We start from the raw sequence: 16254 nt of genomic DNA, 5'->3' as shown, positions 1-16254 counted from the left end.
GCGGTTTCCCGTGGGCGTGAGCGCGGGAGGCCGTCCGGGAGGGTCCGGTCGATAGGGCCGACTCAGCCGACCGCCGAGTCGGTCCTGCCGCCCGAGCCGCCGACGATGTCGTCGGCCAGCGGGGCGACGACGCCCACGATCTCGTCGACGGTGGGGCCGGGGACGCCGGCCGCCTTCAGCGAGTCGACGAGGTGGGCCGCGACCAGGTCGAAGTGGGCCTGCTCGATGCCGCGGCCGCGGTGGACCTCGTCCATGGCGCCCCCGTCGTAGACGTCCGGGCCGCCGAGCGCGGCGCAGAAGAACTCCACCTGGCGACCTTTGAGCTTGGCCAGGTTGGTTCCTGTAAAGAAACCGGCGAGTTCCGGGTCCGCCAGAATGCGCACGTACAGGTCGTCCACGACGGCGGCGATGGCCTCGTGGCCGCCAATGCGCTCGTAGATGCTGTCGGAATCGTTCGTCACGATAGGCACCTCAAAGGAGTGTGGGGAGGGAAGGGAGATGCGCGAGAGAACTCGGTGCTGAACACTACATAGGCCGTTACCGAATCGTCAAAACATGCCGCGAATGTCGACGTTTCCGGTGTTCAGGGCGGCTTTACGGCCTTGCCAGGCTTTGCGGCGACCGACGCTGAAACCTGGTGGTTTGCGCGGATTTGCCCAGTTCGGGACCTCGGGCCGTTATCGTTGCACACCTTGCCGGCAGGCCGCCCTCGTGTGCCCCGCGAGACGGCAGGCGGGCACCCCGGCGGACTATTACGGCACTGAATGACCCGGAGTGTGCACGACCCGCCAGTCGATCACGGAGCGCATTTTACCGAAAGTATCGGAATGCGATCTCCACGACGAGAGAAACACTCCGGTTTGCCATGAAAATCCGATTTCCGGAATGCGGGAAGCGGGTCGGAGAACCGCATGCGCGGACGTGGCGACGATGCGGGCGCCGCGGCTGCTCGCTAGTCGCCGCGGGCGTGCTCGGCGGAGCCTGCGTCGGCGGGGTCGCGGACGCGGCCGGCAGCGGGGCCGCGGTCGGTATCGGGGGCGGCGGGGTGGTGGACGTGGCCGAGGAACCCCGGCGGGGCGAGTCCGAGCAGCTCCGTGTGCTCGCTGTGCAGACCGATCAGCTCGGCCATCGGGACGCTGCGGCGGGAGGTGGCGGCGATGTCGCCGCGCCCCTCGGCCGACCACAGGAACGGCCACACCGACACCCCGTGGGAGGGGCGCAGACCGGCGATCTCCTCGCGCCAGCCGGGCCAGCGCAGGCCCCGGTAGAACGACTCCAGACCGCCGGACAGCGTCCAGGAGACCCACGCTCCGTGCCCGATTCCCAGCGGCTCCCAGTCCAGGGTGTCGGGCGCGAAGTAGGAGATCTCGCCTGGCGCGCCGGGACGGCCGGCCTCGGCGGCGTCGACTTCGTTGACGGCGAACACCCCGCCGAGCACGTCGTGTGCGACGACGAGACCGCCCTCGGGCCGCCAGTCGGCCCGGGCCTCGGCGGGGAAGCCGTTGACCCGCGCCAGGCTCGGCAGCCCCGAATCCTCGGTGCCGGCTCCGCCGAAGATGCGCAGCCAGCCGCCGTCCACCAGCAGCCCGCCCGAGTTCGCCGCGATGGCGCCCAGCGCCGAGCGCACGGTGACCTGCAACTGCAGCAGGCACGAATGCCCGCGGCGCGGCCGGTCGGCGGGCAGCACGCGCACCTGGACCGGGCTTCGCTCGATCGCGTCCTCCAGCGCCGGCCAGGCCGACTCGTCGACGTCCAGGAGTTCGCTGAGCGCTCGCATGTTCCCATCCTCGCACCGCGGGCCCGGTCGCGGCAGGGGGTATTTCGGCGGATTCCGGCAGGGCACAGTTCAAGACCGCCGATCACCGACCGCTCCGCCGTCCGGCAGTCGCCGGATTTGCGGTTAACGCTGCGGTTGATCTCTTTTGCGAAGTTTTCCGTGCCGTTTTACGGGCAGCCTTGCTGAGCAAAAAGATTGCAGCACGCAGGCCCGAGGGGCCCGCTGAGGACGGCATCGGGCGCGGTGGGCAGCGTTAGGAGGATTGCCGCAGAACGGACAAACCATCACAGATTAGTGTCCAGACGAAAATTGCGGTCCGCGTGCGGTGGACCGAGCGGTCTTTCGCGATTCGCCTTGGTCCGTACTTGTCCCCCTGCCCGGGGATCCATGCCGACGCGCGGGCTGTGGACAGCCCCGGCCGACTCTGTCCCGCATATGCCATGATCTCAACCGGACGCACGCAGACCGCCTGCCACCAGGCCCGCGCACGGCGTGCCGGTCCCCCGTCGGCCCCCGGTCGCGCGAAACGGGAAAGGCGGCGCCTGCCGGCGGCCCATTGAAAGGAAACCGGATGCTGCAGAAAACCATCCGCAGGCTCGGGCTCGACACGAACCCGGTGATCTTTTCGGTGTCGGCCGGTTTGACGGTCGTGTTCGTCGTCGCGTCGATCGCGTTCACCGATACCATCGACGCGCTATTCGGCGCTATGTCGGCGTGGCTGCTCACCAATCTCGGCTGGTTCTACATCCTGGGCGTCACGACGTTCCTCGTCTTCCTGCTCGTGCTCGCCTGCACCCGGTACGGACGCGTGCGGCTGGGCGCCAGCGACTCCAAGCCCGAATACGGCACCATGACATGGTTCGCCATGCTGTTCGCCGCGGGAATCGGCACCATCCTGATGTTCTGGGGCGTCGCCGAGCCGATCAGCCATTTCGCGAACCCGCCGCAGGGCGGTGTCGAGCCCCGGTCCGTGGAGGCGGCCGAGCAGGCCATGGGCTACACGCTGTACCACTTCGGCCTGCACACCTGGACCATCTTCACCCTGCCGGCGCTGGCGTTCGCCTACTTCATCTACAAGCGCGGGCTGCCGGTGCGGGTGAGCTCGATCTTCCACCCCTTCCTCGGCGACCAGATCAACGGCCCCATCGGGCGGGCGATCGACATCCTGGCGGTCATGGGCACCCTGTTCGGGGTCGCGGTCTCGCTGGGCCTGGGCACCCTGCAGATCACCAGCGGGCTGTCGGCGCTGTTCGGCACGCCCGAGTCCAAGACCGTCCAGACCATCATCATCGCGTCGATCACCGCCATCGCCGTCGTCTCGGTGGCGCTCGGTCTGGACAAGGGCGTCCGGCGGCTCTCCAACATCAACATCGTCATGGCGATCGGCCTGCTGGTGTTCGTCATGGCCACCGGCGCGCCCCTGTACCTGATGCGGGGGATCATCGAGAGCGTCGGCATCTACGCCAGCTGGCTGGTCCCGCTGTCGTTCTGGAACGACACCTTCAACCACACCGGCTGGCAGGGCGACTGGACCGTCTTCTACTGGGCGTGGACCATCACCTGGTCGCCGTTCGTGGGCATCTTCATCGCCCGCATCTCCAAGGGGCGCACGATCCGGGAGTTCATCTTCGGCGTGCTGGGGCTGCCCACCGCCTTCACGATCGTCTGGTTCAGCGTCTTCGGGCTGTCAGCCTTCAACATCCAGATGGACGGCCCCGGCGGGCTCGTCCGCGAGGTCGTCGAGCAGAACGACATCCCCGGGGCGCTCTTCGCGTTCCTGGAGAACTACCCGCTGACCACGCTGGTCTCGGGCTTCGCCGTGGTGATCGTGGCCATCTTCTTCACCACGTCCTCGGACTCGGCGTCACTGGTGGTCGACATGCTCTGCTCGGGCACCGAGAACGCGGGACCGGTGCGCCAGCGCGTGTTCTGGGCCGTGACCGAGGGGGTGGTGGCGGCGACCCTGCTCGTGGCCACGGGCCAGAGCGGTCTGGACGCCCTCTCCGAGGTGATCATCGTGGTCGGGCTGCCGTTCTTCGTGATGGGCTTCCTGATGATGATCGCGCTCATGCGCGCCCTCGACCACGACTGCCGACAACCCCGGAGCCCGGAGATCGCGCCGTAGCGGGGACCGCTGCGGCCCTCGACGGGCGGGGGCTCAGGACACCGAGTGCTGGGCCGTGCGGGCGGCCTCGGGCGTGCGCACCGATGTGGTGAAGTCCGCCCAGGTGATCATGGGGCCGTTGTACTCGCCGCCGTCCTGCTCGCAGACGGCGTCGAAGATGCTGGTGTAGCCGCGCTCGGCATATCCCCGCCCGCCCTTGACGGGCAGCCGGCCCCACTCCTTTGTCAGGGCCGCCGCCAGGAAGAGGCCGCGTCCGTCAGGGCGTTCGAGGTCGGGCGAGACCACGCGGGCCGCGGTGCGCGGCAGGTCGCTGCGGGGGCCTTCGTCGTGCACCTCCAGGTGCAGCGCGCCCGAGACCAGTCCGACCAGGCTGATGAAGACGGTGCCGCCGGACTCGCCGGAGGCGCTGTGGCGGATGGCGTTGCCGAAGAACTCGCTGACGACGAGTTCCACCGCGTCGGCCACATCGGGAAACGGCCGCATGTGCATGCGTGTCCAGAGCCGGGCCTCGCGACATTCGTCAGGCGTCCCGGGGAATGTGCGGAACGCCTGGAGTGTGTAGATTCCGACGTCGTCGTCCACTCCGTCGCACTGGGCCATGTCGGGCCACCGCCTTAGGGTGCTTGTCGATCCCCGGGCAGGGAGCGCCGACCGGCCCGATCAGGCAGACCGGGACCGTCGCACCGACAAGCCGGGAACGGATCCGCGCTCGCTCCGACCTCGGGCGGCGACCTGGTCGCACCCGCCCCAGAGGAACCACCATCCATCGCCGAATTCTGCCGCACCAGCGGCACTTCGACAACCTTCTGCTCAGATTGTATACACGATTGCGCCGGTTAATCGATCTTCGCGGGATTTGCCCGCGAAAGACCTTCCGGCCTGCGACAAGTCTACGCGGGAGCGCTCCCAAAGGGGAGACCACACCGCCAAGATTTACCTGATTCCGGACATAGACCATTATCCGATGTTTAGTGGAACGGCCGAGCGGCGGCCGCGTCCGCACTTCTCTAGACAGCCCGCTCGCCCCCGGCGCTAGTGTGCCCTGAGCAGACCGCCGCCGTCCTGTTCCCGCGGGAAACCGGACGGCGGCCACCCGGATTGCGGAGCCGCCATGCCCGTCCCCTTTGTCATCGACACCGACACCGCCCAGGACGACTGCGTAGCGCTGCTGGTCGGCCTGCTCGACCCGGCGGCCGATCTGCGCGCCATCACCATGGTGGCCGGCAACGTCGGCTTCGAGCGCCAGTTGCACAACGCCTTCCTCACCCTCAACGCCGCCGGACGGCTGGGCGAGGTGCCGGTGCACGCCGGCTGCCGGCGCCCGCTCATGCGCCCATGGGTCAGCGCGGAGAACGTGCACGGAGACGGGGTCGGCGGCCTGTCCATGGACGACGGCGACCAGGCCGCCGAAGACGAGCACGCCGTCGACACGCTCGTCCGCCTGGCCGCCGAGCGCCCCGGCGAGCTCTCGATCGTGGCGATCGGCCCGCTGACCAACATCGCCTCGGCCGCGCTCAAGGACCCCGCCTTCGCCGGCAACGTCAAGACGCTTTACATCATGGGCGGATCCAACAACGGGCGCGGCAACATCACCCCCGCCGCCGAGTTCAACTTCTACGTCGACCCCGAAGCCGCGAAGGCGGTCTTCGCGGCCGGCTTCGAGATCGTCGTCGTGCCCTGGCACCCGCTGACCCTGCACCGGGCCGTGTTCGGCCCCGCCCAACTGGCCGAGATCGAGGCGCTGGGCACACCGCTCGCGCGGTTCTTCACCCGCATCTGCGCGGCCACCTTGGAGTTCGACCGCACCGTGGGCATCGACGGCACGACCCACCCCGACTCGCTGACCGCGGCGCTGCTGCTGCACCCTGAACTGATGCGCGCCACCGGGCGCTACAACGTCGACGTGGAGACCAGCGGAGAGATCACCCGCGGGTACGCGGCGATGTCGTGGGGCGTGCACGGCCTGGAGCCCAACGCGACGGTGGTGGAGGACGTCGACGCACGCGGCTTCCTCGACTACCTCAAGGGCGTCCTCGCCCGTCCCGTCGAGCCGCGGCGGCCCATCGCCGGCCTGCCGGCCCGACCGGCGGGGTGACCGGGACACCCGGAGCGGAGAGGGGCCGGCTCAGCGCACGCGCACAGCGAGGCCCTCGTAGTCGACCACCAGGCCGTCGCGGTCCACGGTGAGCACGAAGGCGCCGTAGACGGAGTCGGAGTACTCGTAGCGATCGTGGCCGTTCGCGGCCTGCAGGCGGGTGTAGCGCTGCGCCATCCGCTGCACGCGCAGGCTGGGCACGTCGACCCAGACCGCCGAGATGTCGCGGTACTCCCCCGGCCGCAGCCCCAGCCGGCGGATCGGCAGCGTGTTGGTCAGCGGCGTGGCGGCCACGTCCACGTCCACGCAGCCGTCGAGCTCGGGCACCCGCCGCCCGTCCACCGTCCAGCCGCCGGCCCGCCGCTCCAGCTGGACGGAGCTGGATCCGCCGGTGGAAAGCGCCTCCACCCGCGCGCTCGTGCTCGACCAGCCCAGGTCGGCGTGCACGGTGAACCGCGCGGAGAAGCGGCCGTCGGAATCGGCGATCGTCTCGGCGGCCTCCAACCGGAAGCCGCCGGGCTGGGCGACGAGTGCGCCCACCCCGAGTCCGGCCGATACGTCGACCCGTGACCAGGCGACCGGATCCGCGGCTCTTGAGGGCATGAACCCGTTTTACCCCTACCGCCCGTCACACGCCAGCGGCCCCCCGTCAGCGGCGTTCCGCGGACGCGGCGCCCGGTCGACGCTCACCGCCGGGATCCGCATCGGCGAAGCCCCGCCGCTGCGGCACCCGCACCCGCGCTTACTCGGCACCGCGGTTTCCGACGTCCGCGCGACCGGTTCCGGACCCGGAAAACGTTCGGCCGCAGGACGGGAAAAGCGGCGGGCGGGGGCGCACACCGGGTGCGCGCCCCCGCCCGTGCTCGCCGGGCGAGCGGCCGGCTAGCGCCCCGCGGGCGCGATGCCGGGTCCGGCGAACTCGCGCTCCACCCGGTCGAAGTCCTCTTCCATGCCGGGCGTCGCGCGGCCGACGAACTGGAAGACGAAGATTCCGATCAGGCTGACGATCACCGCCGGCACCATCGCATACAGCCCGGTGCCCAGGGGCTCGATCGCGATCGGGCCCAGCTGGATACCGGAGTTGTCCAGGATGTCCCACAGGATGGCGGTCGCGCCGCCGCCGATCATGCCGGCCAGCGCCGCCGCGCGGTTCATGCCGCGCCAGTAGAGGGACAGCAGGATCACCGGGCCGAACCCGGCGCCGAATCCGGCCCAGGCGTAGCCCACCAGGCCCATGATGGTGTTGTTGCCCGACAGGGCGATCACGGCGGCCAGCACCGCGATCGCGATGACCGCGCCGCGGCTGATCCACACCAGCGAGTGGGCGGATGCGTCCCGCTTGAGGAACGCCCGGTAGCCGTCCTCGGTGACGGCCGAGGCGCCCACCAGCAGCTGGGAGTCGGCCGTGGACATCACCGCGGCCAGGATCGCCGCGAGCAGCAGACCGGCCACCCACGGGTTGAGCAGAGCCTGGATGAGCTGGGCGAAGACCTGCTCGGGGTCGTCCAGGGGCTGCTCGAAGTACACAACGCCGGTGAACCCGAGCACCACGGCCATGATCATGGCGGTGATGGCCCAGGTGACGCTGATGGTCCCGGCCTGCCGGACGTCGGCGGCCGAGCGGATGCCCATGAACCGGGCCAGGATGTGCGGCTGGCCGAGGTAGCCGATCCCCCAGGCCAGACCGGAGATGATCACCATCGGCGCCAGCGCGTCGCCGAGCGATCCCTCGACACCGCCCAGCACCTCCGAGAAGCTGCCGGCCTCTCGGCCGGGGTCGGAGAAGACGGTGACGATGCCCGCGATGGGCACGATGAGCAGCGCGATCCACATCATCGCGGCCTGGACCACGTCGGTGAGGCTCACCGCGAGGAAGCCGCCGAGGAAGGTGTAGAGGACCACGATCGATACGCCGACGACGATCGCGACCGCGCTGGAGATGCCGAAGGCCTGCTGGAACACGCCGCCCATCGCCACGAGCCCGGAGGCCACGTAGAACAGGTAGAACAGCAGGATCAGCACCGCCGAAACCAGGCGCAGCACGCCGCTGCGGTCGGCGAAGCGGTTCTCCAGGTAGGAGGAGAGCGTCAGCGAGTTCGAGTCCCCGCCGCTGCGGGCGTCGGTGACCCGCTCGGTGTAGACGCGCAGCCGGCCGGAGACCAGCCACCAGCTCGCCGCGAAGCCGATTCCCAGCCCCACGGCGATCCAGGCCTCGCCCAGCCCGGAGAGGTAGATGGCACCGGGCAGGCCGAGCAGCAGCCACGCGCTGAAGTCACTGGCGTTGGCGCTGAGCGCGGCAACCCAGCTGTTGAGCTTCCGGCCGCCCAGCACGAAGTCCGACAGCGACTTCGTGCGGTTGTACACCGCGATACCGATCGCGATCATGACGATGAAGTACGCGGCGAAGGTGGCGATCGACGCCAGAGTCGACGTATCCAATCGGCTCCCCTTTCTTCAGCTGGCCGGTCGTCGGGCGATGTATGTCGGGCGATGCATGGATACTGACGGCCGGTCAGGTCCCGGGGCAATGTCCGATATGGAAGTGGGGCCGCCTTCGATACCTCGCCGAGTTGTTCACCCGCCACACTTGTCCGATCGCCGCACGGGGACGCGCCGCTCTTGTCGGATCGCACATAGGGCCTGCGGACGTATGCGGGCCGATGACCGCCGAGGCGCGAGCGACAGGGCGCTGACCAGCACAGGAGTGCGGTGGCGGGTGACGGTCGGGCAAGGATGCGGCGCGCGGCGCCACCGTTACGTCATGTAGTTGAACGGCCGGGGCGCGGCCTTCCAGGAACCCACCGGGCACCACCCAGGGCGGCCACCACCGGGGCTGCGGCAATGGGTGCGCCTCGCGAAGCGCGGCCCGCCCGTCAGCCCACCACCACCCCAACGGAGACGCTGCGTGTCACGTGTTTCCTTGCCGCCGAGCGCACGCAGCCCTTCACAGGTGGAGCCGCACCACCGGTGGCGTGACTCCAGCGCAAAAGTGCGCCGTGCGCTCGGCGGCAAGCCGGCGCACAACGCTTCGCGCATCACAGCCCCATTGCCGCAACCTCCTGTGGTGACCGGCTACTTGACAGGACGCAGGGGTGGTGGCGGGCGACGGGCGGGCGAGGATGCGGCGCGCGGCGCCACCGTTACGCCATGTAGTTGAACGGCCGGGGCGCGGCCTTCCAGGAACCCACCGGGCACCACCCAGGGCGGCCACCACCGGGGCTGCGGCAATGGGTGCGCCTCGCGAAGCGCGGCCCGCCCGTCAGCCCACCACCACCCCAACGGAGACGCTGCGCGTCACGTGTTTCCTTGCCGCCGAGCGCACGGCGCACCTTTGCGCCGGAGCAGCGTGCACTCGGCGGCAAGCCGGCAGAACAAGTACGTGGCGCGCAGCGCCTCCGTTAGGGGTGGGGGCGGGTGACGGGCGGGAAAGGGCGCGACACCCCCCTTCGCCCGGTGATAGGACGGGCGGCATGAGCTTCCTACACGTCTTCGACATGGACGGAACCCTCATCCGCGGCACGAGCGCGGCCGTGCAGGTCGCGCGCACCTGCGGGACCGAGGCCGAGCTGCTCGACCTGGAGCGCGCCTTCAGTGCGGGTGAGATCGACACCAAGGTGTTCGCGGCGACGCTGCACGCGCTGTGGTCCGAGCTCACCGAGGAGCACGTCGACGCGGCGTTCTCGGCGTCCCCGTTCATGGAGGACATCGCCGAGGTGTGCGACGACATCCGGGCGCGCGGCGAGCGCTCGCTGGTCGTGACGATGTCGCCGGACTTCTACGCCCGTCGAATGCTGGACTTCGGCTTCCACGAGGTGGTGGCCTCCCCCTTCCCGCCCCTCCCCTTCCGCAGCCCTCTCGACCCCGCCGGGATCCTGGTGCCCGAGGACAAGGTGCGCATAGTCGAGGAGACCAGGCGGCGCGCGGGCATCCCGATCCAGCGGTGCGTGGCCTACGGCGACTCCATGTCCGACGCGCCGCTGTTCGGCCACGTGCACCACAGCGTCGCGATCAACGCCGACCACCACGTGGCGGACATCGCCCGGGCGCGGTACAGCGGCACGAGCCTGATGGAGGCCTACGTCCGCGGCAGGGAGCTTGCGGCCGACCGGACGGCGTGATGATCGGGCCGAGGCGGGCGGCGAGCGCCCGCCGGCCGGGTCTCAGCGGTCGTTGGGGTGGCCGTGGCGGTTCCAGCCGTCCAGCAGGCGGTCGAAGTCGTCCTCGCCCAGCCCCAGGTCCATCCGGATGCGGAACCGGGCGCGCAGGAGCTCCAGCAGCAGGTCGTGGACGTAGGAGGACACGTCCTGGTGGCGGAAGCGCTCGATGCCGATGGTGGCCCAGTTGTGGGCCCCGGAGAGGTCGCCGTGGGCCTGCAGGGTCTCGGCGATGTGGATGAAGGTGGGCAGGTTGCGCGGCCCCTCGGCGCGCAGGCGTTCCAGCTGGGCGTAGGCGGTGTCGATCATGTCCAGCTCCAGCAGCGCACCGGCCTGCAGGGCGCGGGCGTCGACGATGGTCACGCCGCCGTCGTCGATGGCGCGCTGGTAGGCGGCCGTGGCCCGTTCGAACTCCTGGGCCATCTCCCACTGCTCGCCGGCGCGCACGAAGATCTCCGCGCGGGTGATCTCGCTGTCGGCGTCGACGCTGTTGGCCAGGCCGAGGAGTTCCATGGCGACGTCGACATGGTCACCCGACTGGACCGCCCGGAACTCCAGCCGGTCGAGATCGTCCGTCGTCACACGTGTCACTGCCACCCTCCCTCGCTCCCCAACATTGTCGGTCCGCGGCCGGCGCCGCCGCCGGTCATCCTCTGGCCGCACGTTCCAACGCGCTCCAGAACCCCTGGCGCAGGGCCTCGCGGACCTCGTCGCGCAGGAGGAAGTCGATCGGCAGCGCCGATCCCTGGAGCAGGCGCGCCTCCAAGTCGGAGGGCATGCGCGGACGGCGCACCAGAACCGCCTCCATCCACAGTGCGGGGGCGTCGCGGGCTATCGACTCGGCGAAGTCGTTCCCCTCCTGGTGCGCGACATTCACCGCGTCCTCGATCGTGTTCGCCGGCGAGGCCCCGCCGGCGGGGGGCGGCCCGAGGCTGGGCGTGGGGTCGGTGTAGGGACCGTGCTGGAGGCGGTGGTCGGGGTGGGGGCCAGTACCGGCAGCGGACCCGACCGGGTTTCCGCCGCCGCTCCCGAAGCGGGAGTCAACTTCCGTACTGGCCCCAATAGTAGGGTTTGGGCCGGTGTTACCTCCGAATCCCGGATTCTCACCGGTGTTCGGCCCGTACCGGGGATCCGGTGCGGGCGGCGGCGTGTTCCGGCCCGGCGGATTCTCCCGTTCGTACTGGTGGCCCGCCATGGAGGGATGCGCTCCGGTGGGATGCCCCGGCGCCGGATGCCCCCCGGTGGGGTGGGCGTGTGCGGGGTGGCCGCCCGTCGGATGCGCCTGGGGCGGCTGCGCCCCGGTCTGCTGTGCGGGCTGCTGCTGCCCCGGCTGGTGCTGCGGCGGCGCCTGGCGGCCCTGTGGCGGGCCGTAGGGGTGCTGTGCGCCCCGCATCCCCGGGTGGGCCCCCGTGTTGGGCGGCACGCCGTAGCCGGACTCGGCACCCGGAGGCTGGGCTCCGGCCATGCCGGCGTGCGCGCCCGTTCCGCTGACGCGCGGCGGGGTGTGGCCGCCGGAGGGGAACCCGTTGGCGTCGATGGGGCCCGAGGGCGAGCTGCGCTGCGGCTCGACGCCGGCGCCGCCCTGCGGCGCGAGGTGGTCGCCGCCGCGCTGCTGGGCCAGGCTCTGCTGCATGGCGCGCAGCTGGTCCATCGCGCTGCCGGCCATCGCGGGCTGGCCGCCGGTTCCGGCGAATGCGGGCTCGTAGCCCCCGGAGGAGGCCGCCGCGGGCTCGACCCGGCCCGGTGCGGGATGGGAGGCCACGGGGCGGCGCGGCATCTCCGGCGGGCTGTGCGAGCGCCCGTTGCTCAGCGGCGTGGTGGTCTCGCTGGTGTCGTCCTCGCCCACGCCGGCGAGGAGGGTGACGTGCGGACGCAGGTGGCCGGCGCCGATCTCGATCAGATCGTCGCACTCGCGGCGCAGCGCCCGGGAGATGGTCCAGTTCCCCTCGACCGAGATGTGTACGACGGTGACGCGGACGCCGAGGTCCTGCACGTCCGAGACGACCTGGGCCATGTCCTCGTCGCCGCTGACGAGGACCGCCTCGCACAGCACCCCGGTGCGCGCGAGGGTGGTCAGGTCCCGCTGGACGTAGCTCTCGACGCCCTCCCGTCTGCCGGGACGGATGCGCGCGGCCCTGAACTTGATGCCGGGAATGTCCGCGATCCCGTCCTGCTCCTGGGTCCGGCGGCCGTCCGTGGTCGCCTCATACCAGTAGCAGCGCAACAGCGGGAGTTGCGTGCGGTCTCGCGCCACCTCGTTGAGGAGCTGGACGAGACCCGCGTAGTCCCAGGACACGGAATCGCGGTTGCGGGTTCCGTGTACTGCCATCGCACCGTCGGCGAGGAGGTAGCCGGCGTCTACGAATAGCGCGCAGCGATCCACGCGACACCGCCCCTTCCCGTTGGTTGGTCGACCGGGGCGGTATCCGCGCCCCCGGTCCTGCCGGCGTTCGGCACTGGGCCTGTAGACAGGCCGCGCCACAGCCTAACCAAGTCTGCAAAGCTTTGTATGCCGCCCCGCCACCGCCATTGGCCCCGCCCAGGCGAATCCGCCCAGTTCAGCGGGGCGAGGTCCGCGGCACGCGCGATGGCCGACCGGGCGGCCGGGCCCGGCCTCGCGCCTTCGGCCGCGGCCGATCGGGGCGCGCCGAACGAGTCCGGCACGGCCCAGGACACCGATCCGGGGCCGAGCGCGGCGGCCCGGCCGACACCGCGGCCGGGCCGGTCGGCGGGCGGACCGCCGCCCCGGCCGGGCCGCTGCCCCGGCGGTCCGGCCTGCCCCGGGGGGTTCGCGGGAGCCGCCTGCCCCGGGGGACGGCCGCCCGCCGGCGGGGGATCCGCGGGCGGCTGCCCGACACCCGGCGGGTCGAAGCCCCCGCCGTCGAAGGGCGGCGGGTCGGCGGGCGGCTGCGCGTTCCCGGGCGGGTCGAACTCCGGAGGTTCGGGCGGGTTCGGAGGTGCCGGAGGGTCGGGCGGTTCCGGGGCGGGCGGGGGCTCCGGCGGATCGGGGACCTGCGGAGGCGCGGGCGCCGGCTCCGGCCGCTTGGCGGGCGGCGCGGGCTCCTCCTCGGGAGGGGGCGCGCTCTCGTTGAGCTGACGCGCCGGTGCCTGCTTCTGCTCGGCGGGCGCCTCGGGCGGAGCGGGAGGCGCAGGAGGAGCGGGCGGCGCGGGCGGCTCGGCGGCGGGCGGTGCGGGCTGACCCGGCGGCGCGGCGGCGGCCGCGGGCGGGGCGCCCGGCGGCTCACCGGGCACCGGGTCCTCGGCGCTGACCAGCGCGAAGGCGATCGCGGCCGCGGCCGCCGCGGCCGCGCCGCCCGCGGTGGCCTGCTGCGCGCGCTTGGGCATCCGCTGCCACCATCCGGCGATCCCGACCGGGACCCCGCCCGCGGCGGCGAGGTAGCCGGCCGCGGCCGGGCCGGCCACCAGCGGCAGCACGATCCCGCGCAGGCCGACGTTGACGTCCATCAGCTCGGCGCAGACCTCGCGGCAGCTGCCGCACTCGTCGAGGTGGCGGTCGACGACGGCGGTGTCGCGCTTGGCCAGCCCTCCGCGCACGTAGGCGCCGAGCCGGCTGACGGCCGGGCGGCACGCCTCGGCCGCGCCGCCGGCCAGGTGCATCTGCAGATACGCCTGGCGCAGGCCCTCGCGCGCCCGGTAGGCCAGGGCCGCGACGCTGTTGGGGTTCATCCCCAGGCTGGGGGCGGCTTCGGCGGGCTTGACACCCTCGATCTCGGTGTACCAGAGCACCGCCTGCCAGCGTTCGGGCAGCGACAGGTAGGCGCGGGCGATCAGGGACCGCTCCAGCCCGGCCAGAGCGGGGTCGACGAAGGGCTCGCCGGCGTCGAAGACCTCCATGTCGTCGGTGACGACCTGCCGCTTCTCGCCGCGGAACCGGTCGTAGACGACGTGGCGCACCGCGGTCAGCAGGTAGGGGCGGAACCCGTCGGTGGGGCCTCCGCCCCGCCCCAGCACGGCGAGCACGCGGGCGAAGGTCTCGGCGACGGCGTCGTCGACCTCGCTCTCGCTGCGGACGAGCTGGCGGGCCAGGCCGCGGGCGGCGCCGACGTGGCGGGTGTAGAGCTCCTCGAACGCCTCGGTGTCGCCTTCGCGGACCTTCGCCAGCAGCTCATCGTCACCGATGAGCGTCTCTGCGTGATCGCCCTGGGGTTCGCTCATGCGCTGCCCTTCCGCTTTGGGGGCCCCGCCTGCGCACACCCGGCGACCGGGGAGTGCGCGGCGTGGGACGGCGTGGAATGTCCGAATGCGCCGCGGCCTGCCGAGGGGGCTCGCGAACACACGAGCACGGCCGCAGGAAACCGCTCGGAAAAAATGTTCCCGCACTCGCGTCATGGCCGCCACCGAAGTCCGTGAATAGGGGTGAAGGCGCTGCGGCGCCACGCACCGCCGAGCAACGGGAGCAGGGCTGAGATGAGGGGACGCGACACCGGCGGCTTCGAGCTGGCCGACGGCCTGGCATCGGGCCGGCGCCTGCGGGAGCTGTGGGGCCGGCGCAGCCGCGAGCGGCGCGGCGAGCCGCACGAGGACTGGTGGACACCGGCCGTGGACTCCGTCTGCGAGGCGGTGGTCCGCGGACAGGGCCTGGCCGAGGCGTGCGGGCGGCTCGGGCAGGCCCGGGCGCGCGCCGGCATGCCCATCGGCGCCGCTTTGGAGGACCTCGCCGACCTCTTCGCGGCGCTGGGCCGCGCCCAGCCCCCGTTCGAGCCGGTCTCCGCCCTGGCGGCGGGATGGGTGGACGGCGGCCGCTCCCGGGAGGACTGCCGGGACCCGCTCACCGGGCTGGCGACGGCCGCCTACCTGCGCACCCGGGTGAGCGAGCTGTACCGCAGCGCCGCCGATCCGGCGGCCCGGGCCGCGGACCACCGGCTGATCGTCGTCGCGCTGCCCGAGGGGCTGGACCCTTGGCGGCGCACCGCCCGGCTGATCGTGCTCGGCCACGAGCTGGGCCGGTTCTTCCCCAACGGCGAGTCGCTGGCGCTGCTGAGCCGCAGCCGCATCGCCGTGCTGGCACCCGCCACGGCGGATCTGACGGACCGGTTGCGCCTGGTACGCGAAGAGGTGTGCGCCGACCACGGCGCGCGGGTGTGGACGCTGCTGCTGCCCGCCGGGTGCGCCGAGGCGCTGGCACTGCTCGACGACGCGGGGAGATCACCGACCGACTGAGCCTTCCCCGACGCCGCCGGAACCGCGCGGCCCTGCTTGAGGGGGCGGGGCCCGGAACCGGCGGCCCGCCGGCCACGGCGCCCGTTGAGGGGCGGGCGCACGGCCGGCGTGTGCCGGAGCGCTGCTCCGGCGAAGCCACCGGCCGGCGGCGGCCTTCTGGCCCCGAGGAGAAGGGCGGCCGCGGTACGCCGGCCGGTGGCGGGGCGCCACGGCGCCCCGGGAGGCGCGTCCGCATGGGGAGGCGGGCGCGCCTCCGCTTGCCAGGCACCCACCGGAGCCACACCCGACCTGCCACCACTACCGCTGCGGCAATGGGCGCGGACCGCGAAGCGCGATCCGCCCCCGTTGCCGCAGCCGCCGTGGTCGCCCTTCCCCGGGTCCTCGGAGGGTTTCTGAACTCCTCAGACCTTCCACTTCACAGCTTGGACAGGAGTTCCGCCAGGTCACCCGCCAGTGCTGCGGTGCCCTCGGGGCCGGAGCGCGGGCCCGCGGCGGAGCGGTCGAGGACCGGCCAGCCGCGCAGCTCGGCCAGCCGCGCGCAGGCGGGCGGGCCGGCTCCGGTGAGCAGGTACCCGCAGGGCGCGTCGGGCCAGTCGGCGGCCATGGGCAGCGCCTCGGTGTAGAAGGCTGCGGGGCGTTCGCGCGCGGCGGCCGGCTCCTCAGGCTGCGGCGCGCCGGCGCCGAGTTGGGCGTCGCGCAGCTCGGCGCGGGTGGGCGAGCCGGGCTGGGGCAGCAGGGAGTCGACGAACAGGTAGCCGGCCACCGGGCGGTGCGCCGCGCGCTGGGCGGCGCCGATCTGCGGGAGCAGCGGGCCTGCGGCGCCGCGGGCGGCCAGGACGACGGGGGGCGGCGGGTCGAGCCGCCGGATCTCCAGCGCGGCGCGGGCGATGTAGCGCGCGGCGTAGGGCGGGCCGTCGTCGTC

The 16254-nt window shown here is 72.2% G+C and carries 13 protein-coding genes; 4 read left to right on the top strand and 9 right to left on the bottom strand.

The window, feature by feature from the left end:
• Window positions 1-62: 62 nt before the first annotated feature.
• A complete protein-coding gene (locus FZ103_RS09325) occupies window positions 63-461 on the bottom strand; it encodes a group 1 truncated hemoglobin (protein ID WP_343233451.1) in 399 nt (132 codons plus the stop codon).
• A gap of 491 nt (window positions 462-952) precedes the next feature.
• Window positions 953-1777 (bottom strand): DUF2625 family protein, encoded by an 825-nt coding sequence (locus FZ103_RS09320; protein WP_156000265.1) that lies wholly within the window; start codon window positions 1775-1777, stop codon window positions 953-955.
• A 571-nt stretch (window positions 1778-2348) separates the two neighbouring features.
• On the opposite strand from FZ103_RS09320, the gene FZ103_RS09315 reads away from it, so the two are divergent.
• Complete coding sequence (locus tag FZ103_RS09315) at window positions 2349-3902, top strand: BCCT family transporter (protein ID WP_156000264.1); 1554 nt, start codon at window positions 2349-2351, stop codon at window positions 3900-3902.
• 33 nt (window positions 3903-3935) lie between these two features.
• Here FZ103_RS09315 and FZ103_RS09310 read toward each other — a convergent pair whose 3' ends face one another.
• Window positions 3936-4502 carry an ATP-binding protein gene (locus tag FZ103_RS09310; protein WP_156000263.1) on the bottom strand — a complete coding sequence of 189 codons (567 nt, stop codon included), beginning with the start codon at window positions 4500-4502 and terminating at the stop codon, window positions 3936-3938.
• Window positions 4503-5013: 511 nt separating this feature from the next.
• Here FZ103_RS09310 and FZ103_RS09305 point away from each other — a divergent pair.
• A complete protein-coding gene (locus FZ103_RS09305) occupies window positions 5014-5997 on the top strand; it encodes a nucleoside hydrolase (protein WP_156000262.1) in 984 nt (327 codons plus the stop codon).
• 30 nt (window positions 5998-6027) lie between these two features.
• Here FZ103_RS09305 and FZ103_RS09300 read toward each other — a convergent pair whose 3' ends face one another.
• Both FZ103_RS09300 and putP read right to left on the bottom strand, forming a co-directional pair.
• Window positions 6028-6600 carry a putative glycolipid-binding domain-containing protein gene (locus tag FZ103_RS09300; protein WP_156000261.1) on the bottom strand — a complete coding sequence of 191 codons (573 nt, stop codon included), beginning with the start codon at window positions 6598-6600 and terminating at the stop codon, window positions 6028-6030.
• Between the two features lie 279 nt (window positions 6601-6879).
• Window positions 6880-8436 (bottom strand): sodium/proline symporter PutP, encoded by a 1557-nt coding sequence (putP, locus tag FZ103_RS09295; RefSeq protein ID WP_156000260.1) that lies wholly within the window; start codon window positions 8434-8436, stop codon window positions 6880-6882.
• A 1031-nt stretch (window positions 8437-9467) separates the two neighbouring features.
• On the opposite strand from putP, the gene FZ103_RS09290 reads away from it, so the two are divergent.
• Complete coding sequence (locus FZ103_RS09290) at window positions 9468-10115, top strand: HAD family phosphatase (RefSeq protein ID WP_156000259.1); 648 nt, start codon at window positions 9468-9470, stop codon at window positions 10113-10115.
• Between the two features lie 42 nt (window positions 10116-10157).
• Here the strand turns inward: FZ103_RS09290 and FZ103_RS09285 are convergent, their stop codons facing one another.
• The 3 genes from FZ103_RS09285 to FZ103_RS25865 are packed head-to-tail and all read right to left on the bottom strand — an operon-like array spanning window position 10158 to window position 14327.
• Entirely contained in the window at window positions 10158-10742 is a 585-nt protein-coding gene (locus tag FZ103_RS09285; RefSeq protein WP_186356062.1) for a hypothetical protein, read from the bottom strand.
• A gap of 55 nt (window positions 10743-10797) precedes the next feature.
• Entirely contained in the window at window positions 10798-12534 is a 1737-nt protein-coding gene (locus FZ103_RS09280; RefSeq protein WP_186356061.1) for an NYN domain-containing protein, read from the bottom strand.
• Entirely contained in the window at window positions 12510-14327 is a 1818-nt protein-coding gene (locus FZ103_RS25865; RefSeq protein WP_186356060.1) for a sigma-70 family RNA polymerase sigma factor, read from the bottom strand. Before FZ103_RS25865 ends, FZ103_RS09280 begins: the two co-directional genes overlap by 25 nt.
• Before the next feature lie 252 nt (window positions 14328-14579).
• Here FZ103_RS25865 and FZ103_RS09270 point away from each other — a divergent pair, with 252 nt between their 5' ends.
• On the top strand, window positions 14580-15332 hold the full coding sequence (locus FZ103_RS09270) for a hypothetical protein (RefSeq protein WP_156000257.1): 753 nt from the start codon (window positions 14580-14582) through the stop codon (window positions 15330-15332).
• 415 nt (window positions 15333-15747) lie between these two features.
• On the opposite strand, the gene FZ103_RS25445 is transcribed toward FZ103_RS09270, so the two are convergent.
• A complete protein-coding gene (locus tag FZ103_RS25445) occupies window positions 15748-16095 on the bottom strand; it encodes a hypothetical protein (protein ID WP_255429861.1) in 348 nt (115 codons plus the stop codon).
• Window positions 16096-16254: the final 159 nt, after the last annotated feature.

Source organism: Streptomonospora sp. PA3, from assembly GCF_009728995.1.
In the GTDB taxonomy this organism is placed as follows: domain Bacteria; phylum Actinomycetota; class Actinomycetes; order Streptosporangiales; family Streptosporangiaceae; genus Streptomonospora.
This window is presented reverse-complemented; position numbering and strand designations above follow the sequence as displayed.

Bases quoted from the DNA above. Each gene is read 5' to 3' on its own strand.
- FZ103_RS09310 (WP_156000263.1), bottom strand. From the start codon at position 4,502: ATGGCCCAGTGCGACGGAGTGGACGACGACGTCGGAATCTACACACTC.
- FZ103_RS09300 (WP_156000261.1), bottom strand. From the start codon at position 6,600: ATGCCCTCAAGAGCCGCGGATCCGGTCGCCTGGTCACGGGTCGACGTA.
- FZ103_RS09305 (WP_156000262.1), top strand. From the start codon at position 5,014: ATGCCCGTCCCCTTTGTCATCGACACCGACACCGCCCAGGACGACTGC.
- FZ103_RS25865 (WP_186356060.1), bottom strand. From the start codon at position 14,327: ATGAGCGAACCCCAGGGCGATCACGCAGAGACGCTCATCGGTGACGAT.
- FZ103_RS09320 (WP_156000265.1), bottom strand. From the start codon at position 1,777: ATGCGAGCGCTCAGCGAACTCCTGGACGTCGACGAGTCGGCCTGGCCG.
- FZ103_RS09270 (WP_156000257.1), top strand. From the start codon at position 14,580: ATGAGGGGACGCGACACCGGCGGCTTCGAGCTGGCCGACGGCCTGGCA.
- FZ103_RS09315 (WP_156000264.1), top strand. From the start codon at position 2,349: ATGCTGCAGAAAACCATCCGCAGGCTCGGGCTCGACACGAACCCGGTG.
- FZ103_RS09290 (WP_156000259.1), top strand. From the start codon at position 9,468: ATGAGCTTCCTACACGTCTTCGACATGGACGGAACCCTCATCCGCGGC.